Annotated in this window: 21 protein-coding genes and 1 pseudogene; all 22 read right to left on the bottom strand. The window is 50.0% G+C overall.

The window, feature by feature from the left end:
- Positions 1-3: 3 nt before the first annotated feature.
- The gene (locus DFQ01_RS08250) at positions 4-720 is read right to left on the bottom strand and encodes a response regulator transcription factor (RefSeq protein ID WP_110043425.1); all 717 of its coding nucleotides are present in this window, start codon (positions 718-720) and stop codon (positions 4-6) included.
- 33 nt (positions 721-753) lie between these two features.
- The gene (ccsA, locus tag DFQ01_RS08255; protein ID WP_110043426.1) at positions 754-2,013 is read right to left on the bottom strand and encodes a cytochrome c biogenesis protein CcsA; all 1,260 of its coding nucleotides are present in this window, start codon (positions 2,011-2,013) and stop codon (positions 754-756) included.
- Entirely contained in the window at positions 2,010-3,638 is a 1,629-nt protein-coding gene (gene resB, locus DFQ01_RS08260; RefSeq protein ID WP_110043427.1) for a cytochrome c biogenesis protein ResB, read from the bottom strand. The genes ccsA and resB overlap by 4 nt, the downstream gene beginning before the upstream one ends.
- Positions 3,639-3,689: 51 nt before the next feature.
- Entirely contained in the window at positions 3,690-4,217 is a 528-nt protein-coding gene (locus tag DFQ01_RS08265; protein WP_110043428.1) for a redoxin domain-containing protein, read from the bottom strand.
- 631 nt (positions 4,218-4,848) lie between these two features.
- Positions 4,849-5,550, bottom strand: a pseudogene (locus DFQ01_RS31540) (pseudouridine synthase); the annotation flags it as partial.
- Positions 5,551-5,708: 158 nt separating this feature from the next.
- Positions 5,709-6,209 carry a spore maturation protein gene (locus DFQ01_RS08275; RefSeq protein WP_245946586.1) on the bottom strand — a complete coding sequence of 167 codons (501 nt, stop codon included), beginning with the start codon at positions 6,207-6,209 and terminating at the stop codon, positions 5,709-5,711.
- A gap of 25 nt (positions 6,210-6,234) precedes the next feature.
- Positions 6,235-6,888 (bottom strand): nucleoside recognition domain-containing protein, encoded by a 654-nt coding sequence (locus DFQ01_RS08280; protein ID WP_110043431.1) that lies wholly within the window; start codon positions 6,886-6,888, stop codon positions 6,235-6,237.
- A 7-nt stretch (positions 6,889-6,895) separates the two neighbouring features.
- A complete protein-coding gene (locus DFQ01_RS08285; RefSeq protein ID WP_110043574.1) occupies positions 6,896-8,104 on the bottom strand; it encodes a D-alanyl-D-alanine carboxypeptidase family protein in 1,209 nt (402 codons plus the stop codon).
- 194 nt (positions 8,105-8,298) lie between these two features.
- Entirely contained in the window at positions 8,299-8,901 is a 603-nt protein-coding gene (locus DFQ01_RS08290; protein WP_110043432.1) for a response regulator transcription factor, read from the bottom strand.
- Positions 8,898-10,079, bottom strand: a complete 1,182-nt coding sequence (locus DFQ01_RS08295; protein WP_110043433.1) for a sensor histidine kinase — start codon at positions 10,077-10,079, stop codon at positions 8,898-8,900. The genes DFQ01_RS08290 and DFQ01_RS08295 overlap by 4 nt, the downstream gene beginning before the upstream one ends.
- Positions 10,080-10,835: an ABC transporter permease gene (locus DFQ01_RS08300; RefSeq protein ID WP_110043434.1), complete on the bottom strand. Its 756-nt coding sequence runs from the start codon at positions 10,833-10,835 to the stop codon at positions 10,080-10,082.
- 28 nt (positions 10,836-10,863) lie between these two features.
- Entirely contained in the window at positions 10,864-11,766 is a 903-nt protein-coding gene (locus tag DFQ01_RS08305; RefSeq protein WP_110043435.1) for an ABC transporter ATP-binding protein, read from the bottom strand.
- A gap of 213 nt (positions 11,767-11,979) precedes the next feature.
- A complete protein-coding gene (gene ytfJ, locus DFQ01_RS08310) occupies positions 11,980-12,429 on the bottom strand; it encodes a GerW family sporulation protein (protein WP_110043436.1) in 450 nt (149 codons plus the stop codon).
- Between the two features lie 176 nt (positions 12,430-12,605).
- Positions 12,606-12,863, bottom strand: coding sequence for an acyl carrier protein (locus tag DFQ01_RS08315; RefSeq protein ID WP_110043437.1), 258 nt, complete (start codon positions 12,861-12,863; stop codon positions 12,606-12,608).
- Between the two features lie 79 nt (positions 12,864-12,942).
- Positions 12,943-14,751, bottom strand: a complete 1,809-nt coding sequence (locus tag DFQ01_RS08320) for an ABC transporter ATP-binding protein (protein ID WP_110043438.1) — start codon at positions 14,749-14,751, stop codon at positions 12,943-12,945.
- A 1-nt stretch (position 14,752) separates the two neighbouring features.
- Entirely contained in the window at positions 14,753-15,880 is a 1,128-nt protein-coding gene (locus tag DFQ01_RS08325) for a winged helix-turn-helix domain-containing protein (RefSeq protein WP_110043439.1), read from the bottom strand.
- Between the two features lie 191 nt (positions 15,881-16,071).
- A complete protein-coding gene (locus DFQ01_RS08330) occupies positions 16,072-16,752 on the bottom strand; it encodes a DUF2953 domain-containing protein (RefSeq protein WP_174812646.1) in 681 nt (226 codons plus the stop codon).
- Positions 16,753-16,857: 105 nt separating this feature from the next.
- Complete coding sequence (gene scpB, locus DFQ01_RS08335) at positions 16,858-17,505, bottom strand: SMC-Scp complex subunit ScpB (RefSeq protein WP_110043441.1); 648 nt, start codon at positions 17,503-17,505, stop codon at positions 16,858-16,860.
- Entirely contained in the window at positions 17,474-18,256 is a 783-nt protein-coding gene (locus DFQ01_RS08340; protein ID WP_110043442.1) for a segregation and condensation protein A, read from the bottom strand. The genes scpB and DFQ01_RS08340 overlap by 32 nt, the downstream gene beginning before the upstream one ends.
- A 98-nt stretch (positions 18,257-18,354) precedes the next feature.
- Entirely contained in the window at positions 18,355-18,822 is a 468-nt protein-coding gene (gene ribH, locus DFQ01_RS08345) for a 6,7-dimethyl-8-ribityllumazine synthase (RefSeq protein ID WP_110043443.1), read from the bottom strand.
- A 38-nt stretch (positions 18,823-18,860) separates the two neighbouring features.
- Positions 18,861-20,057, bottom strand: coding sequence for a bifunctional 3,4-dihydroxy-2-butanone-4-phosphate synthase/GTP cyclohydrolase II (locus DFQ01_RS08350; protein WP_110043444.1), 1,197 nt, complete (start codon positions 20,055-20,057; stop codon positions 18,861-18,863).
- A gap of 192 nt (positions 20,058-20,249) precedes the next feature.
- Entirely contained in the window at positions 20,250-20,921 is a 672-nt protein-coding gene (gene ribE / locus DFQ01_RS08355; protein ID WP_110043445.1) for a riboflavin synthase, read from the bottom strand.
- Between the last annotated feature and the right edge of the window lie 4 nt (positions 20,922-20,925).

Here is a 20,925-nt window from a genome sequence, read left to right on the forward strand (position 1 = left end):
CAATTACTTTGACACCTCTAGCTTGTAGCCAACGCCCCATACGGTCGTAATCATCGAGGCTGCTTCAACTGACACTTTGTTCAGCTTCTCCCGCAGACGCTTCACATGGGTATCAACGGTGCGCAGATCGCCGAAGAACTCATAGTTCCAAACGTCCTTCAACAGCTCTTCACGAGAGAACACCTTGTCCGGCGATACAGCCAAGTAGTGCAGCAATTCATATTCCTTCGGCGTCAAGCTGACCTCTTGTCCACCAGCCATGACACGATGCGCATCATGCTCAATGATGAGATGCGGCAGCACGATGTTGTTGCTCGAATTCGATTCCTTCGTCAAGAAGGCAGTAGCTGACGAGCGGCGAAGAATGGCCTTCACACGGTAGATGACTTCGCGTGGGCTGAACGGCTTCACGACATAGTCGTCTGCACCTGCTTCGAAGCCCTGTACGCGATTCATCTCTTCGCCTTTAGCTGTGAGCATGATGACCGGCGTCGCTTTCACCTGACGCAGTCTGGAGCATACTTCCACACCATCAATACCTGGAAGCATAACGTCGAGCATGATGAGATCATAATCTTTGCCTGCTGCCATTCGAAGTGCAGTTTCTCCGTCCTCTGCTTCTTCGATTTCGTATCCTTCCTTCTCCAAATACATTTTGAGCAGGCGGCGAATACGCTCTTCGTCGTCTACAACTAAAATGCGATGCGCGTAATCTGTCATGAAGACACAGCCCCTTTATCGTTTAGTAAATGGTTAAACACCTGCATACGAGTGTAAGCCTGCGATGATGAGGTTTACGCCAATTAGCGTGAACCAAACGATGACGAAGCCAATAACGGCCAGCCATGCGGAGCGATGACCTTGCCAGCCGCGTGATAGACGGAAGTGCAAGTATACGCTGTAGTACAACCAAGTAATAAGCGCCCATACTTCCTTCGGATCCCAGCCCCAGAACCGGCCCCATGCCTCGTTCGCCCAGATCATCGCGAAGATGAGTGCACCGAGCGTAAAGACTGGGAAGCCGATTGCAATAGCACGATAGCTGATCTCGTCCAAGTCGCTTGGCTTAACGCCATCCATCAACGGATGGATCACCGCGCCGAGCGGTTTGCGGAACAACAGTCGGAGCAACCCGTAAAGGACAGTACCCGCGATGATGGACCAGATGACTGTATTAAGCTTCCGTCCAGCGTTGATACCATTCATCCAAGACGGTGTCTCGAACCAAGGCTTGTTCATGCCGAGGAACGAATCAACGGATACAACTTGGCTATTATAAGGCTTGAAGATAGGCGGCAAATCGTACTGCACCTGCTCAACCGTAGTAATCGTCTGACCTGATGTGTCAACCGTTACATTCTCTTGTGTGAAATGCGCTTCGTAGCCCGCGCCGCGGAACGAAAATACGATTGCGATAAAGCCGATTACGACGACAATAACATAAAGCGTGAACTCGACCCAACGCTGCTCTTTGCGTGCTTTAGCATCCTTACGAGTATAATCGACCACACGAAGCAAATACATAAGTCCAGCTGCAAAACCGACCGCGAAGAACGCTTCTCCGAGAGCTGCTGTCGTAACGTGGATTTTGAGCCAGTACGAGTTAAGCGATGGGATGAGCGGCTGCACATCCTTCGGGAATACTGAAGCGTAAGCAACGATAATAACAGCAAGCGGCGTTGCGAACATACCAAGCAAAGGCTTGCGGTAAATCAAATAAATAATCGTAAAGGCGATCATGATCGCCATCGCAAGGAACGACATAAACTCGTACATATTACTTGTTGGAATCTGACCGCTTCCATACCAACGTGTGAAGAAGAAGGTCAAGTGGCCAACAAGGCCTGCCGACGAGGTAATGAAGGCAATACGGCCCCAACGTTCCGTATGATTCTTCGACTCCCGATTGCTCCAGCGCTGGCCTGCAATGGCGATCACATAGAACATAAACGCGAAACAGTATAAGGCGAATGCCACTAAGTATGCATGTCCGCTAAAATCTACCCAACTCACGAATTATAACCCCCGTTATCGAGCTTGTCCCGCTCGACCGTAATGCCCATTTGCTCCAGCGCCCAAGCCGTCTCAGAACGCATGCCGAAATGGTTTTTGTTCGTATGCGCGCCAAGCGACAGCTTGCCGTCATCAATCCGCAGCCATATACGGCGGTGATGCCAATAAGCTCCCATCAGCAAACCGAGCATACAAATGCCAAGGCCAACCCACACATAAGGAAGCGCCCGATCGACCCGGATTAACAAGTAGCTCGTATAGGAGCTGAACTTGACATTCTCCATTCCATCGACACGGATTTGTACCTTTGATGCGACTGCCTGGTTAATTTGATCTTGACTGAAACGTTCTTTATCTTTCTCTAGCGGGAAGTACATGTACGGCTCGCCCTTCTCGTCCAGTCCCGGTCCTTTCACAATAAAGATGAAAGCCGGTGATTTCGGATCCCGCGATTTCGTAATCGGACTGCCATCCTCGTCCAAAGCGAACTCCATGTAATTCGCCTTCAGCTCGAGTGTATAAGGACCCACCTCGAAGTTTGTCTTCGGATTCTTCATTGGAAGCTCGAACGGCCCATAGGTTTGACCCGTCTTCACATCTTCAATAACTGGGCTGACCGACTGCAGCAATGGTGAATCATCGTAACCGATCTGATAGAGTTTAACGCCGCTATAGCTCATCGGATGGTTCACCGTAATGTCGTATTGCTTGACCTCTTTGAGCTCGGGCTCGATACCTGGCTCGCCACATGACTTCACGCATTCGTACAGCACAGCGTGGGTCTCGTACAGCTTCGGCCGCTGCTGCTGCTTCAACCGTTCTGGCAGTTCTGTCTCAGTATAATACTCGACAGTGAATTTCTCGTTCTTCACATAGTAGTCGGTACCCGACACTTGAACCGTCTCTCCGTCACGTACGGCGATGGTGTTTTCTTCCGTCCAGTGCGGAATCGTCCGTGCGAGCAGCGCGAGCAGCAGAATGATTAGACCGATATGGTTGATGTATGGGCCCCAGCGGCTGAATCGGTTCTTCTCCGCCAACAGTGCGGTGCCATTAATATGTACTTTATAACGCCGACGCTTCAGTTGATTGCCGAACGTTTGAACCCATTGCTCGGCATCTCCTTCAATCGAGCCGGTGTAAGATGTCTTCTGACGTGTAATGAACTGCAGATGTTTGCGAATCTGCTGCTTGTTCAATGCACGGTACAGCGGGAGCACCCGGTCAAGACTGCATATGACTAGTGACGTACCAATCATGACGAGCAGGCCGACGAACCACCATGAATCATACATGGAAGATAGTCCGATCGCATGATACAGTTCTCCGCTCCACCCATACGCTTCCTTGTAATAATCAGCATCATTACCCTGTGGATATATCGTACCTAGAGACGCGCCGACCAACGTAATAATGATAATGATTACGGCGATTCGAACCGACGAGAAAAAGTTCCATACCCGATCCAGCGGGTTCGGATTCTGCTTCTGTGACCGTCTAGCTACGCCGTCATACCGCATCTCAAGCGGTTCATCTGATTCTACGAGCGGCTTGCCGCATGACTCGCAGAGCAGCGTGTCCGGCGGGTTCTGGTGGCCGCATTCGCACTTCGTATTCTGAAACAAAACGTAAAGCCTCCTTCTGCGCTTCACTCTTATCACGAGTCAAATCAACAACTAGGATTGCAGCAGCTGTTCGACACGCGAATCGATGTCCTGTTCACTCATCCCGCCAACGAAGATGTCCATTATGGTGCCATCCGGCTTGACGAAGAATGTGGTCGGATACTGGGATAAGCCGTACCTTCGCTCAATGACTCGATTCGCATCCCTTAGAATCGGGTAATTAAGCGAACGCTCCTTGACGAAGTTGTTGACGGTTAAATCATCCTCGCTTAGGTTGATCGCCAGCACTTCAAAAGACTTGTCCTTATACTTGTCGTACATACGCTGAAACTCCGGCATCTCCGTGACACATGGCGGACAGAATGAACCCCAGAAATTAATGACGACTGCCTTCCCTTGATAATCTGCCAATTGATGCGACTGACCGTCCAGATCAAGCAACGTAAAATTCGGCGCTGCCCCGCCGACCTCCGGACGACCATCATCGGACGCAAACAGCGTCTTGCCGATCGCATATCCGCCGAGCAGCAAGACGCCGAGCAAGATGACGATCTGAATCGGCTTCCGATTTTTGCCCAAGCCTAATCACCTCTAGTAGATTGCAAACCAACCTTCAATCCATTCAAAATACATCTGGAACAAAAATTCGACGGCATTCGCAACAATGCCGTCATAGAACCAATAAAACTACTGAACCAAGTTACCCCTTACGCGTACGTGTAGGTCTGCCGTTACTTGACGGACCTGGCCGCTGACCTGAACGCGGCGCCTGTCCTCGGCTATCCTGTGATCTGCCGCCGCTTCGACCTGAATCAGACTGCTGCGGTTTACGCGTACTGAACGCTGATTGCCGGGCTTTGGCAGCCTCACGCTGAGCAGCTGCACGCTCACGCGCCGACTTCGGTTGGCTTGCAGCTTGTTGTTGAGGCGCGCTGCGCTTGCGGCCTTCCCCAGCACTCGCATTCTTCTCATAACTGCCAATTGCTTTCTCGATAGCAGCTTCTGCATAGGACTTGCGGGAACGACTATTGCTCGAACGCGAGCTGGAAGACGATGTCTTCGCTCGATCAGGTTTGCGGTCCTCGCGAGCTTCAGTAGACGCCGTATTCAAACCTTTCGGCTTCGGCTTCGGCTTCCATTCTGGCTTCTTACCGTTACGGTTCGAAGCAATTGGATTTTCCTTGCCTTCTGCCTTCGCTGCTTCTGCACGAAGCTCTGCTACTTCCTTCGGCGTAAGCGGACGCCAGCCGCCTCGCTTCAGATTTTGCAAACCGAGCTCACCGAATTTGACCCGCTTCAGTCGCAATACAGGATGACCAATCGCATCGAACATCCGGCGCACTTGACGGTTGCGTCCTTCGTAGATCGTAATGCGGATCGTCGCTTCCTTGTTATCCAACTCGATGTCCTGATACTCCACTTCAGCCGGAGCCGTCATACCATCCTCCAGCTCCACACCTTTACGAAGCTGATCCAACTTCTCGCCGTGCGGTACCTTTTCGACCGTTGCCAGATAAGTCTTCGGTACGTGGTGCTTCGGATGCGTCAATAGATTGGCGAATTCGCCATCGTTCGTCAGCAGAAGCAGTCCTTCGGTATCATAATCGAGACGTCCGATTGGATAGACACGCTGTTTAATGCCTGCCAAAAAATCCGACACGACCTTGCGGCCTTGCGGATCCGATGCGCTCGTAATGACGCCCTTCGGCTTGTTCAGCATGATGTACAGCTTTGCTTCCGTCTCAATCGGCTTCCCGTTCACGGTAATCACATCTTCATTCGGGTCGGCTTTAGCACCGAGCGTCGTGACTTGGACCCCGTTCACTTCCACTTGTCCAGTCAAGATAAGCTCTTCGCATTTGCGCCGAGAGGCAATGCCTGCTTGCGCCAATATTTTCTGTAAACGTTCCAACTTTTTCACCTCACCCTCCATATTAACTTTAAGCACGAAAAAGCACAAGGTCGGTGCTGACGGCCATCACGCCATCTCGCCCGCACTTGTGCTTCAGCCTTGCTGCTAGAGGAAAATTCAAATTTGACAATTTATTGACGCACGCCTACAACGGTCGCTTAGCTGAATAAAAGCAGGCAAACCGCTATGGAAGCAGCGAATCCAACAAGATCGGAGAACAATCCAACCTTCAACGCATAACGGGATTTGCGGATGCCAACAGCACCGAAATAAACGGTGATGACATACAAAGTTGTATCCGTGCTGCCTTGAATCGTTGACGCTATCCGACCGATCATCGAATCAGGTCCAAATGATTTGATCAGATCCGTTGTATAGGCAAGTGAACCTGCACCTGTCAGCGGCCTAAGCAATCCTAGCGGCAGCACCTCGGCAGGCACACCTAGCGGTGCGAGCAATGGTTTGAACACCGATAACAGCATATCCATCGCACCTGAAGCACGGAACATGCTAATCGCCACCATCATCCCAACGATATGCGGGATAATGCTAATGGCAGTGCCAAACCCATCCTTTGCCCCTTCGACGAACGTCTCGTAGACAGGTACTTTCTTAAATGCTGCATATAAAGGAATGAACACGATAAGTGCGGGGATCATCCAAACCGATAATGTTGACAGCCATTCAACCAACCGCCTCACCACCTTTTCCTGCATGCGGAGGTGCGGTATAAGGAGGCGTCATTGGCGGACGCTTCGAACGTGAGGCTCGGCTGCGATACCAACGGTCAGCAAGTATGGCTGCGGCAGTGGCAACAGCTGTTGCCGCGATTGTAGAGCCGACGATCTCGGCTGCATTGGCCGATTCGTATTGAAGCCGAATCGCAATGAGCGTCGTCGGGACAAGCGTTATGCTGGAAGTATTGAGAGCTAGTAAGGTACACATAGCCGGCGTTGCTGTCTCTTGATCCGGGTTTAGCTTCTGCAGCTCTTGCATCGCTTTAATGCCCATTGGTGTTGCGGCATTGCCAAGTCCAAGTAGATTAGCCGCCATATTGCTCATGATATACCCAAGAGCAGGATGGTTACGCGGAACGTCTGGGAACAGGAAGCGGACGGCAGGCCCGAGCATTCTAGATAGTACGCGCAGCAGACCTGCATCCTCCCCGATTCGCATTAGGCCGAGCCAGAAGACGAGAATGCTGATCAGGCCAAAACTGACCGTCACTCCCGTCTTTGCTCCATCAAACGCTGCTTCTGTAACCGCCTCGAGCTTACCCGTCACCGCAGCAGAGACCACGCTGACGACAATCATGAACAACCAGATCCAGTTCACCATCGGCTGCTCACGCTCCTCCCCCGAATAATGCTCGTACGACGGCGCGCATTGTATGTGAGAATGAATAGTCGCTTGCTCCTGCGCTTGCCGCATTGTCTAGTGCTGGAAGCGGACGCTTCTCTTTCCACTGTAGTCGGCTGCTGGTGGAGTCATACACAGGAACAACGCCAATTGTATTGCCGCTAAGCTCCCATTCTAAAACTCCACGTTCACCGAGTGCATACGGCGTGCTCGTATTGCTAATAAGCGTCAACTTGGAATGCAGCTGGTCAGCTTCCCCGCTCGCAAGCGGATAACGGAACGTACGGCCTGCAGCTAGCGGGTAACCGCTAATTGGCTGACCTTGCTGCGCTACAACTTTAAGCTTGTAGTGTTCAAAGCCCCAATCCAACATATTGCGATGGTCAATCCAATCATCACGATCGTTGATCGTCACAGCTGCGAGCTGCTGTCCATTACGCGTTGCGGAGCTTACAAGGCAGCGAAGTGCCATTTTCGTGTAGCCGGTTTTGACGCCGTCCGCACCCTCGTACATGGCCAACATCTTGTTCTTATTCGACCACTGATAATCCCAGGATTCATTCGGATTCGGCGCTTTCTTTATCCGTGTCTTAACGATTGTGGCGAATGTCGGATTGTGAAGCGCATAAGCGGTCAGTTTCGCTAAGTCGTTCGCAGACGAGTAATGCCCGTCCTCATCGAGACCAGATGGATTCATGAACTGTGTGTTGGTGAGGCCAATCCATTCCGCCTTCTCATTCATCATCCGAACAAAACCTTCGACCGAGCCTCCAACATGCTCGGCGATAGCCGTTGCCGCATCATTGCCGGAGCGAAGCATGAGGCCATACAGCATGTCCTCCAGCTTCATTTCCTCTCCCGCCTTCAAGTAAATCGAGGAGCCTTCTTTACCAGCAGCACGTGCGCTTACCTTCACTTTATCGGAAAGATCGGCATTCTCGATCGCAACAATTGCGGTCATGATTTTCGTCAGACTGGCGATTCTAAGACGCTGGTCCCCACTCTTATCGTACAAAATCCGGCCTGATTCTACGTCGATCAACGTTGCTGCCTTCGCGTGCGTCCCAAGTGGCGGAACATTCGCAGCCGCCTCGACGGCAGCAGGTCCGAACCCGAGCGCAGTTGTCAGCAGCACGAACGCAACGGCAGCATATGACAGCCGCCTCATCGACTGATGACGGCGCAGCAACTTCATGGACATGCGGTTGAAACCTCCTGTCGAAGTCCTTTACGACACATTACAAGCAATGCGAAATAGACGCTCAAAAATGTGCCTGCTTGTACAGCATATGTCCAAGCAGCCGTCTTTATGCTCCGGCAATCTCCATAACAAAAACGGCAGTCACCTAGTCGGCGTGCCGTTATCAACTCTAACCGTTCAGCGGTCGACTAATCGAGCCACCCTTTCTTATTGGCGATCGCGATCGCTTCAATCCGATTTTTCGCATCTAGCTTGCGAATAGCCTCGGACAAATAATTACGTACCGTGCCCGCACTTAGGTGCAAATTCCCGGATATTTCTTGGGCAGATAATCCCTCACCCGCCAGCTTCAGCACCTCGCGTTCACGATCAGTTAACGGATTCTCCGCTTCCCACAGCGAAATCGCTAGCTCCGGGCTCACCGCTCGTCCACCATCATATACACGTCTCAGAGCAGCGCTTAATTCGTCGATAGGAGCGTCTTTGAGCAGGAAGCCGTGAACGCCGGCGCGCATCGCGCGTTGAAAATAACCCGAGCGCGAGAACGTCGTCAAGATGACGACCTTACATGCATAACGTCGTGCAACCAGCTGCTCCGCGACATCCAATCCAGTCAAGATAGGCATTTCGATGTCCAAAAGACAAATATCCGGCTGCAGCAAATCAATAAGCTCCAATGCCTTCTCACCATTCTCTGCCTGCCCGACTACTTCTATGTCATCCTCCATGTCAAGGAGCGCGCTCAGCGCCCCTCTTAACATCCCTTGATCTTCTGCAATGATAACTCTCATCCGTTGTTCTCCTCTCTGCCAGTTGAAGAACGATTCACATAAGGAATCGTAATCGACACTCTTGTACCCCTTGAGCCTTGTTCTTCGCCCTGTGGCTCAATCGTGATCGTGCCTTCCACCAGCTTCAAGCGCTCACGCATTCCTTTGAGACCGTTGCCTTCGCACCCGCCTTTGCCAGATACTGAACCATCGATGCCTTGTCCATTATCCGAGACGATTAACATCAAGCAGTCATGCATACTCGTTCGCTCGATTGTGCAGCTAGATGCACCGCTATGCCGAACGACATTCGTCACCGTCTCTCGCAAGCACATGCCTAAAATATTGTTGATTAAAGGCGTGACCGAGCCTTCCCGAAATCGCCCCTCCAAATGAGGCTCTATATTAGCCGCCTCAAGAATCTGCAGCGCGTTATGAATCTCGGTATCTACCGTCGCCGTATTAAGCCCAGATACCAGCTCTCTTACTTGCTGAAGCGCTGCACGTGAAGTGGCCTGAATATCTCTTACTTCTTGTATAGCACGTTCCGAATTTTTGAGAATTAGCCTTTCGGTCAGCTCGCTCTTCAGTGTGATGAGCGATAACGAATGCCCAAGCGTATCGTGCAAGTCCCGCGAGATGCGAGCTCGTTCTTCGTTGGCTGACAGGATCGCGATTTGCTCGTTCGCGATGTCGAGTTTTTCTCTCAGCTCCTTGGATCGCCGTCCGAATCGAATCGCCATCGGCATGAACAACATAATGAGCATGGCGGGAATAACACTGATTAAGTCGTCGCTAGTCAGTTCGTTGCGATACACGACAAGAATAGAAACCAAAAATACAGACAAGGAAATCCATGTAATCATAAACTTGCGTCTGGTCGGCATCATACCGATTAAAGGGGTTAGGTAAAAGCCCATGAACATAAACGATGGATCGACTTGCAGCGTAAACAATATGATGACCGCCATCAAGGCATAGGTAAGTACAAACCTGCCCCGCTCATGCAAAATGCAGTAGACGTAGATGACGGCAAAAACAGCGATAACGAAAAGACCAATGATCATCTCCCCTGCCGGACGCTGGAATACAACGTGCAGCGGAAACGCAAGATAAACGAGCCAAATAAACGAAATGAACAAAGGCGGTCTCGATGGAGACCGCTCGCCGAATAAAAAATGCAAGATTGATTTTATCAATTAGACCGCTTCCTGTTTTCTCATAATATAGGATGATAGTATCACGAAACCGATCACATATGCACCAAGAACGAATACGCCGTTCCAATCAAATGCTTCGCCTCCGATCAAATTCCAAGCACCGTGTCCCAGCCAGTAGGTTGGCATTGCATGCGCAATCGCGCGCATCGTATCCGACATCGACTCCACCGGAAACCAGAGGCCGCCCAGCATAGACATGCCCAGATAGACGATCATACCAACTACCTGCACGACATCGGAGTTCCGAATCGTCCCCACAAGCGTCCCAAGCGCCATAAAGGAAAAGCTGCCAAACCAGATCCATAAGCCACTTTCGATCCATTGTGCCGCCGATAGCTCAACGCCTTTGACCGCGGAAGCGATAATGAACAATATGATGATCATGCACAAATTGATCAATCCTTGCGCGATTACCTTCGATAGAACAAACGCCCAAGAAGGAAGCGGCGTAATGCGAAGCAGTCTAGACCAGCCTTGCGACCGTTCCCTGGAAAACTTCTGGCTGAGCGTTGTAATACCCGAGCCAACCACGCCATATGCCGACATCGACATCAGATAATAAGCCGCCCAGTCGATGCCGCCTACCGTAAGATCGCCATCCATCGAACTAGTGAAAATAAAGTAAAAAGCAATCGGCATAATGATCGTGAAGAAAACAAACCGTTTATTCCGCATCGTGCGAAGCAGCTCCGACTTCAATTGCGCGAGTGCCGCTCTTCTAATGCTTGTATCCATGTTCATTCCAACTCCCTTTCTATCCTCTTTATTGGTCCTCTTTAGCGCTGCTTACGAGCGAACGGAACGCTTCCTCCAAGCCGCCGCTTTGTATCTCGATATCCTTCATCTCCACGCCTCGCGTAATCAGTTCAGCGATCAATCTGTCTGTATCATTGCTATACAATCGGACTCGCCGGCCGTTCCACTCCGCATCCGTTACGCCTGGGATTTCGTATAAATGATCGTTCGTTACGGTAGAGCCCGCCGTGAACGTGATCGTACGACCGATCGTCGTCGCTTTAATTTGACTTGGAGTGCCATCGGCTGCGAGCTTGCCGTCGTTAATGACGACGATCCGGTCCGCTACCTGGTCCGCTTCCTCTAAGTAATGCGTCGTCAGCACGATCGTGCGTCCTCGGCCTGCCATCGCTTTGACCGTATCCCAAAACAATTGACGGCTGGTTACGTCCATCCCAACGGTAGGCTCGTCGAGGAACAGCACCTCTGGATCACCCGCAACCGCCATCGCGAATCCTAATCGACGCTGCTGTCCTCCGGACAACGTGGACGCCATTTTGCTCCGTTCGTTTGTAAGACCGCTTATTTGAAGAAGTTGTTCGAGCGGGAGCGGCGTCTTATAGTAATGACGGAAAAGATCGATCGTCTCCGCTACCGTCAAATTATCAATAACGCTGACATCCTGCAGCATGGCGCCGATCCGATCTCGGACGCTGCGATCCTTTGGATCACCGCCAAGCAGTTTCACGCTGCCGCTCGTAGGCTGGATTAGCCCAAGAATCATGGATACGGTCGTTGTCTTGCCCGCTCCGTTTGGTCCAAGCAGGGCAACTACGCTGCCTTTCTCTACGTTTAACGATAAACCGTCGACTGCTTTTTTCCCTTTATATACCTTCGTAATATTGCTTAATTGAATCGCCCATTCCTTCATCGTTATATCCCCTGCCTATCTTCAATGTTCGTTCATCCGGTTCGATCAGCTGACTTCCTTATATTACCTGAACCAAATTGGAGCGGGTAGATTATTTTAACATCTGTTTCGCATGACAAATGTCATATATATGTACGCATTCAGAATTCAGACTTTAGAACATACAAAAAGCCCGTACCGGCTAGCATAGCCGATACGGGCTTTCATGTTTCATCAGAGAAGCGGGGACTCCGTAATGGAATCGTGGTGGTGATCATTTTGCTTCAGCATACCTTGGATACGATCGAAAACATGTGGAGCAGAATCAATAACGCGCTCAATGAGATGCGTATTGTTGTCGAGCGGTACGACCTTCACGCCATGCGTGCCAACGACGAGGAACGCGATTGGTGTAATGGAAACACCACCGCCGCTGCCGCCGCCAAACGGCCCTTGCACAGAAGCGTTTTGTCCTTCATGCGGCGTCGTTGACGACTGACCATTGCCATTAAACCGGATATCACTGCCGCCGGCAACGAAACCGAAACCAACCTTAGAGATCGGCATAATCACACTGCCGTCTGGTGTTTGAACCGGGTCGCCGACAATCGTGTTGACGTCGACCATTTCTTTAATATTTTCCATCGCGGTCTGCATGAGACCTTCAATCGGATGATTGGACATTGCTGCTCCTCCTCGGTGCGATATGGATAAGGACTTCCGTACGCTTTCTGTATTGTGCTCGTACAGACTGCAGATTATGTGCATGCACCCTCAGGCCGAGCTTCCAACTACTTGCTTTAGCGAAAATAAAAACAAGCGTCCGGTCAGCGAACGCTTGTTTATCAGTTGAATGAATTCTAGTCTTGAGAAACCGCAAGCTCCCGCTGTACATAATGAACCAGGTCGGCAACTGTAGCCAAATCCATATATCGATCATCATCGAGAATCGTAATGCCCATGTTGTTCTCAAGCTCATCTAGAAAATCATAAAGCTCGATTGGGCTATTCGTAATGCTTTCGCGAATGCTTGTTTCCAGTGTAATTCGAGATTGAGGAATAGCAAACGTATGTGAGATCATGACAACGATTTCTTCAAATAGCTCCGTTTGTTTCATTCGTATCCTCCTCTTGAAAATCCATGCTCCGTACATATATTTTGGAGGACCAATAACGAAATGTCAATATTTAGTTGAATTATACAATTGCAGTAATGGCCGGTTGATGATCTTGAGCATACATCTGTGCATCGAACATTCGTCGGTATAGATCACATTCCACTAGCAGCTCTTCATGCTTGCCAATCGCTTGGATTTGACCTTGATCCATAACAATAATGACGTCAGCATCTCGAACCATATACAACCGATGAGCGATCGTAATCGTTGTCTTCCCTTCTGACAATCGATTCAACGCTTGAACGATATCCCGTTCTGATTCAGAGTCAAGCGCAGAGGTCGCTTCATCAAGCAGTAAAATGGGTGCATCTCGAAGCATGGCTCTTGCAATAGCGATTCGTTGTCTCTGACCGCCTGATAAGCTGCCCCCATGCTCGGCTAGCTCCGAATCCAGCCCATCAGGGAGCCTCATGACGAAATCCAGAGCATTCGCAGCCTGCAGCGCGTCCAGCATCTCCTCTTCACTAGCATCCGCTTTACCGTACAACAAGTTGTCTCGTATTGTCCCTGTGTAGAGTCTAGACTCCTGAGGCACCAACGAATAGTAGCTGCGCAGCAGGGAAAGCTCCATCGTTTCTTGACTTGCCCCATTGAGCTTAATTACGCCACTTTGAACACGATATAACCCAAGCAGCAGCTTGAACAAGCTGGTTTTACCCGACCCGCTTGGACCAACAACACCTACACGCTGACCTTTTATAATCGTGAAAGAGATATTGTTGACTGCTGGATTCAATACGCTGGATTGCAATGCGTCTTCATCGAACGAATGGGAATAATCGAATTGGACGTTCTCCACCTCGAGCTTTTCGAATACAGCTTTACGCTCAGACGATGGATCAACGTGTACGAACGTTCGCTGCTCGACCTCACGATCGATTAGCTCGAATATGCGATTCGCGGCACCAAAAGACTGCTGAGCGGCTCCCCAAGTGCCTGCGAGATTCGTGAACGGCCATGTCAGATGATTGAGCAGTTGGATGAAAGCTAACAGACCGCCAACCCCCATCTTGCCCTGCGTGACAAAGTATGCGCCGAATACGAAAGCTACTATAAACGATGTCAGTCCGATTCCACTGCCGGTTCCTGCGATTGCCGCTTGAAGGTGAGCACCTTTTCTTTCTGTTTCTGTCACCTCACTGCTCAAACTGCGGAATTTATGCAATAGTTTGGACTCAAGTCCGAATGCTTTAAAAAGTAAACTCGTATTTAAAATGTCTTGCAGAAACGTAAGCTGACGCTCCTGCCGCTGCTGTTGCTGAATGGAGTTGTTCATTATAGGTTTGCCGAATAGGATACCGATCAGAAGAGTGGTCGGCCCGATGAGAAAACAGATAATGGCGAGCGGCCAATAGATTTGAAGAAGAAAAATAAAAGCAGCAATAGCGAGCAGCGGATTGCGGATCAGCTGCAGCAATGTATTGCCGAATAAATCACCAATCGCAGCATTATCATTCGTTAGACGAGCCGTGAGCTCGCCCGAGTGTGAGCGATCAAACTCAGATTGCGTAAGCCGAAGTACAACATCCATCGTATCGTCGCGAAGATCGCGTCGAATACGGGACGATACAATGCCTTTCAAGAAGGCGTCTCCATATTGGAATAGCACGGTCAATACGAGAATCGTAGCACCCGCGACTATGAGGATGCTCCACTGCGATTGGTCTCCTGAGGCTGCCACATTCGTCATCCTGCTTAAATATTGTGCAACACTAAGTTCAAGGCCAATACCGACAAGCATGCTAATGAGCAGTCCTACATACAACAAGCGATATCGCTTCGTATAGCTTATCAACCTTCTAAAGATAGTGCCTTTAGCGACCTCCACATTAACGCTCCTCTCCACTTCGGCCTGTCAACACTCGAACCGCATCATGCAGCTGTGCAATGACTCGATCCTTCTGAATTCGGTAGTAGTGTCGATTATCTGACTTGTGAAGCTCAATCAAATCAGCAGCTAACAAGAAACCGGCATGATAGGTTACCGCACCAGGGGTGATGCCAAGCTCCTCTGCGAGCTCCTTGCCAAACCGCTGCCGCTCACGCAAGAGCAGCATAAACTCTAATCTTTTTTTATCGCTCAGCGCTTTGAACAACTTCTCCAGCTTCTCTGTATCCACCGCTTCTCCAAAATAGACATCGTTATTAATGCCCATGCTTGCCCAATTTGAAGGCGTATTACCTGCGTATATAGCATTACCAATATGCGCTGAAACACTGATATGAATGATTGTTGGCTTGTCAATGACCGTCGGGTCAACCAGAAGAAAACGACGTAGAAATGCCGCAGGGTTGTCCTCAAACATTGTTCGATAGCGTTCTACAGCAGCATAAGCATCCTCCTTCATGCGAGTAGCTATTGTTTGGAAGAAGCGTGTGTTGTATTGCTCAAACAGCCGCATATACCGTTCTTTTGTTTCTTCCGGTTGAGCCAGACATTCCAGCAAGGATTGCTTTTGATTCCGTTCCTCGTTGAAGTCCATGGCCTCAATACGAGTACGGAGCTTGACTAAGTCATGTTGAATTCCTTCCCATGTCTCGCCTAGAAGCAACTCATCCATTTTATTGAAGCATACCCCGAGCACCATTTGTCCTACGATCTCTTGTGCCGGAGTAACAGCGAGCCTAGATAGCCAACTGCCCACATCTGTCTGATCCTGATCCTGGAACACGGATAATAAAAACCCAAGTGAGATTTCAGGATGCATGGTAGATTTACCGAAAAAAAATGAAAGCTCTCGGCTTTGGTAAGGCGTGAGTGTCTGACCTGCTTGCTCAATGAGACGAATTACTTCCGTGTTCATATCGATCATGAGCTGTTCGGCATGCTGCCGAAGAAGTGAGAGATTCGCAATCAGATCCATTGAAAGAATAAACTCCATGCTTTCAACGTACGTAATCGTGACAAGCCCGCTTAAACGTTCATTGTCAGTATCGATACCATCAATATCAGTCATTGTCTGATTCTCCTATTAAGTTTAGTATTTATTGAATCCATCTCATTCACGTTTAACATTTATTAAACAACACTTATTCTATTTGCATCCACTCCAGTTGTCAACAAAACCCAGTGCTGAAAAACAAAAAAAAGAGCAGCCTCAGAGCTGCCCTTCGAACACATCGTGAATTGTTTCCTTACTTTTCGCATCTAAATCTTCGGCAATACACGCTGTAGACCAGTCGTTCCAGCCTTCATTTTACGCATCGCATTGACTAACCGGAGTCCGGCTATGCCTGCTTGTCCAAGCCGCATCCTAGCTGCAATTTTCCATTCAGATACGATACAGGTTCGGTTATAGGCAGGCTGCACATCAAGGACAGGTGAGGCCATCAACTGCATAAACTGCGAAGCAACACCAACAGCCGTAGTCTTAACGGACCAAAGCATGCCGGTACACATTGCTGTCCACATGGCGTCGCCGGTCCCTACTTCCGTCACCCACCGCCACTCTTCGATCTTCACATTTGCAAGCACCTTCTTAACCAGGCTTGCCGTATCTTCTATTTGCGTGACGATCATTTTGAGCCGATTCGTTAGGCTGAGCACGCGAGCTGCATCCATTTCCTCTTCCTGTTCACCGTGACCCTGCATATTGTTCTTCTCGGTTCGCACCTTAATGCCTCGATTTGTCCATTCCAGCACAGGCATTCGCCACTTCAAGCGGACAATGCCGAATAACGCCTTGATATGAATCTCCAGGTCATCGTTCAAGTTGATCTTCTTCATTTGAGCGGTCAGTACGATTGGTGAGAACCAGATGAGCATTCCGATCAAAAAAAAGAGACCTGCAGCAGCCCACCATATCCAACCATGTGAAAAAGCCGCCATCTGCGGTTCCCCCATCCTCCAAGCATTTGGCTTGTGTGCCGCTTATCGTCATGACAAGCAGCAGTTGGTTATAGTATGACCCAGCTTACAGATCTCATGTGAACTTTATTCTTCGTCTTCCTTCGTGGCCGCGATATCACGCGGTGCAGATGGAATTGGCGGCAGCTCATCGAACGTCATCTGTCGACCATCAAATCGTTCAAACAACATGTTCGAGCCATCGTCAAGATCGTCTACCGTAACGTTCGCCGGCTCTGGCAGTGCGCTTAGCGCAGATAAACCGAAGTAATCCAAGAATGCCTTCGTCGTCCCATAAAGAATGGGCCGGCCAATTGCCTCCGCACGGCCAACTTCTTCGATGAGGTCCTTCGAGACAAGCGAATGAATGGCTCGATCGCTCTTCACGCCACGAATTTCTTCAATATCGACACGCGTAATCGGCTGCCGATACGCGACGATCGACAGCGTCTCGAGCGCTGCTTGCGATAGGCTGGCTCGTGCTGGTGAATAAGCCATTCGCTCGAAATAAACAGCATGCTCCGGATTCGTCGTCATCCGATATGAGCCTGCAACCTCCGAGATTTGCACGCCTCTTCCTTCGCGCTTCAAATCGCATTTCAAATCGTAGACAAGCTCCGCCGACAATTGATTATCGATCTGCAAAATCTCAGCAAGCTGTCTGGCATTGAGACCTTCCTCTCCTGCCATATACAACAAGCCTTCAATAATCGACTTGTAGCTCTGATAGTCCATTATCCGACGTTTCTCCTCTCCAATGAATGACGATATCGTCGAACGTCTGATGCTGATGACAGCGAATGTGCTTCATCTTCATCAGCTCCAATATCGCCAGAAACGTCACAACAATCTCATGACGGTCCATATTTTGCTTGATCAACTTCGAGAATCGTACCGTCTCGTACTGTTTAAGCACTTCGATAATCTCGCGAATGCGATCCTTAACCGAAATTTCATCACGTTTAACCGTAGCAACGAAATTACGACGAACCGCTCTTCGCAGCGCCTTCTGAAAAGCGCGTACGAGATCATCGATATGCAGACCTTCTACCGGATTCGACGGCTGCTCATGCATGAACGGAGTCAAATCTTCAGGCTCCTTCGCAAAAACAAGACTGCGCTCGAACTCCTTATCCCGAAGCTCGGCTGCAATCAGCTTGTACTTACGATACTCCAACAGGCGCTGAATCAGCTCTTCCTGCGGGTCTGGCCCATCGTCCTGCCAATCCTCGAACTCATCGAGCTCAATGACTGGAGGCTTCGGCAGAAGCTGCTTGCTCTTGATTGACAGCAGCGTAGCAGCCATGACAAGAAACTCGCTCGTCACTTCGAGCTCAAGCTCCTGCATGGCTTGCAAATAACTCATATATTGATCGGTAATCTCGCTGATGGATACCTCGTGGATGTCGATCTCAGCTTTGTCAATCAAGTGAAGCAGCAGATCGAGCGGTCCTTCGAATGTTTCCAGCTTATACGTCACCGTCACGGCGTCGTCCTCCCGGGTGATGATCGGCTAGGCTATCGTCGTACCCGCAGCAGCAGAACCTGCTGCGGGTACGAACAGCTTAGCAGCTGCAAATTCGATTAGCCTTGAAGCTGGCGCGACAGGTTCGCCATTTCGATTGCAGACGCAGCTGCTTCCCAGCCTTTGTTGCCCGCTTTCGTACCTGCACGCTCAACCGCTTGCTCGATCGAGTCCGTCGTCAAGACGCCGAAGATAGCAGGAATGCCCGTTTTCAATGCGATTGCCGCTACGCCTTTAGCTGCTTCGTTGCACACGAAGTCAAAGTGAGGCGTTGAACCACGGATAACTGCGCCCAGCGTAATAACAGCGTCATATTTGCCGCTCTCAGCCATTTTCAGGGCTGCGAATGGAATTTCGAATGCTCCTGGTACCCAAGCGATTTCAATCTCGGATTCTTCTGCACCATGGCGTTTCAGTGCGTCAAGCGCGCCAGACAGCAGCTTCGTTGTAATGAATTCGTTGAAACGACCTACTACGATACCATATTTCAATCCTTGCGAGACTAAGTGTCCTTCATAATGTTTCATTGTTCATCTTCCTTCCATGTGGATACGATTAGAATTAATTAGATGCAATAATCGTCATATATTTTGTTCAACGTAACCCGATCAACGACCTCCAGGCCGTAGCCCTCAAGTCCTTTGATCTTGCGTGGATTATTCGTGAGCAGACGCATTTGGCGCACGCCAAGATCTTTCAAAATCTGAGCGCCGATGCCATATTCCCGCAAATCCGGATGAAATCCAACTTTCTTATTCGCCTCGCCCTTGTCGAATCCCTGCTCCTGAAGCTGATAAGATTTCAATTTGCTAAGCAAACCTTCACCTTTGCTATCCTGCCGCATATACAGCAGTACCCCGTTGCCCGCTTCATTAATCTGCTGCATTGCCGCATCAAGATGCTTGCCGCAGCTGCATTTCTTCGAATGGAACACATCGCCCGTCAAGCACTCCGAGTGAACACGTACGAGCGTTGGTTTATCCGGCGTGATTGTACCTTTGACATAAGCTAAATGAACTTTATCATCGATTTGGTTCGTATAGCCGATCACTGTAAAATCACCAAACTCGGTCGCAAGCGGCGTTTCGACTGCGCGTTCTACGAGCCGTTCTTTGCCGTTACGGTACTTGATCATCTCTTCGATCGAGATCAGCTTCAAGTCATGCTTCTGCTTGAATTCGATCAAATCCGGAAGACGCGCCATCGTGCCGTCTTCTTTAATAATTTCACAAATAACCGAGGATGGCTTTGCACCACACATGTTCGCTAGATCAATCGCGGCTTCCGTATGGCCGGCACGGCGAAGTACGCCGCCTTCCTTCGCAATAAGCGGGAAGATGTGGCCCGGTCTGCGAAAATGTTCCGGCTTCGCCGTTCCATCGATAAGCGCCATGACGGTCATCGAACGCTCGTGAGCAGAAATGCCTGTCGAAGTGGATACATGGTCCACGGAAACCGTAAACGCTGTTCCGTGATAATCCGTGTTATGATTCACCATCGGTGGCAGATTGAGCTCTTCTGCACGCTCGCTTGTGATCGGTACACAGACGAGTCCACGCGCTTCGGTAATCATGAAGTTGATCGCTTCCGGCGTCGCTTTCTCCGTCAGTACGATAAGGTCGCCTTCGTTCTCGCGATCCTCATCGTCAACAACGATAATCGGCTTCCCCTGCTTCAAAGCCTCTATAGCTTCCTCAATCGAATCAAAATAAGCAGACGTATCGCCCAGTACTCTCTCGGCGCTTTGTGTATGCTCTGACATGGTCAATCCCTCCTTACATCAGGATCTTTGAACGGAGTTCAAAGTCACTCTGCTCTACATCAGGATCTTTGAACGGAGTTCAAAGTCACTCTGCTCTACATCAGGATCTTTGAACGGGAGTTCAAAGTCACTCTGCTTACTAAAAGTCACTCCGCTTTCCAAATTGATCCTATCTACTCCATTCTTATATCCTCACATAAATCCATTATCCGCCAAGAAGGATGCGCTCAAACCACTTCGACCTGATGGACGTGAGCCGCCTTCGCTTCCGCGATAATGAAGAAGATGATCGATATATTTGCCAAGAATATCAGCCTCAAGATTGACAGTGTCGCCCGGCTGTTTGTCGTAGAGCGCCGTCTGAGCGAGTGTATGCGGAATTATCGATACAGCGAACGAACCGCCCTCCGCGCGAATGACCGTAAGCGAGATGCCGTCGATCGTGATCGAGCCTTTCGGAATGACATATTTGGCGAACGGCTCTTCATCTTCTGCTCGTATGGCGAATACAACTGCATTCGCATCAACAGTACGAGAAAGGATGACGCCTGTTCCATCAATATGCCCTTGCACGATATGACCACCGAAGCGTCCGCCAGCTGCCATCGCTCGCTCTAGGTTTACCTTCGAGCCAGGCTTCAAATCTTTCAGATTCGAATGCCGATAAGTCTGCGGCATGACATCTGCTTGGAACGATGTCCGCGTGAACGAGATGACCGTCAAGCAGACGCCGTTAACAGAGATGCTGTCGCCGATCGCGACGCCGTCTACAATATGAGAAGCCTCAATCGTCAGCACCATCGCTTCACCCGCACGCGAAGCGCTGCGCAGCTTCCCTACTTCTTCAATCAATCCTGTGAACACGCCG

It is taken from the genome of Paenibacillus cellulosilyticus (assembly GCF_003182255.1).
Classification (GTDB): domain Bacteria; phylum Bacillota; class Bacilli; order Paenibacillales; family Paenibacillaceae; genus Paenibacillus_T; species Paenibacillus_T cellulosilyticus.

Coding starts and splice junctions, on each gene's coding strand:
- scpB (WP_110043441.1), bottom strand. CDS start 17,505: ATGGACTATCAGAGCTACAAGTCGATTATTGAAGGCTTGTTGTATATG.
- ribH (WP_110043443.1), bottom strand. CDS start 18,822: ATGAAACATTATGAAGGACACTTAGTCTCGCAAGGATTGAAATATGGT.
- DFQ01_RS08300 (WP_110043434.1), bottom strand. CDS start 10,835: ATGGATACAAGCATTAGAAGAGCGGCACTCGCGCAATTGAAGTCGGAG.
- DFQ01_RS08280 (WP_110043431.1), bottom strand. CDS start 6,888: ATGGTGAACTGGATCTGGTTGTTCATGATTGTCGTCAGCGTGGTCTCT.
- DFQ01_RS08325 (WP_110043439.1), bottom strand. CDS start 15,880: ATGACTGATATTGATGGTATCGATACTGACAATGAACGTTTAAGCGGG.
- DFQ01_RS08315 (WP_110043437.1), bottom strand. CDS start 12,863: ATGAAACAAACGGAGCTATTTGAAGAAATCGTTGTCATGATCTCACAT.
- DFQ01_RS08250 (WP_110043425.1), bottom strand. CDS start 720: ATGACAGATTACGCGCATCGCATTTTAGTTGTAGACGACGAAGAGCGT.
- ytfJ (WP_110043436.1), bottom strand. CDS start 12,429: ATGTCCAATCATCCGATTGAAGGTCTCATGCAGACCGCGATGGAAAAT.
- DFQ01_RS08305 (WP_110043435.1), bottom strand. CDS start 11,766: ATGAAGGAATGGGCGATTCAATTAAGCAATATTACGAAGGTATATAAA.
- DFQ01_RS08275 (WP_245946586.1), bottom strand. CDS start 6,209: ATGATCCCCGCACTTATCGTGTTCATTCCTTTATATGCAGCATTTAAG.
- DFQ01_RS08290 (WP_110043432.1), bottom strand. CDS start 8,901: ATGAGAGTTATCATTGCAGAAGATCAAGGGATGTTAAGAGGGGCGCTG.
- DFQ01_RS08330 (WP_174812646.1), bottom strand. CDS start 16,752: ATGGCGGCTTTTTCACATGGTTGGATATGGTGGGCTGCTGCAGGTCTC.
- DFQ01_RS08350 (WP_110043444.1), bottom strand. CDS start 20,057: ATGTCAGAGCATACACAAAGCGCCGAGAGAGTACTGGGCGATACGTCT.
- DFQ01_RS08285 (WP_110043574.1), bottom strand. CDS start 8,104: ATGAAGTTGCTGCGCCGTCATCAGTCGATGAGGCGGCTGTCATATGCT.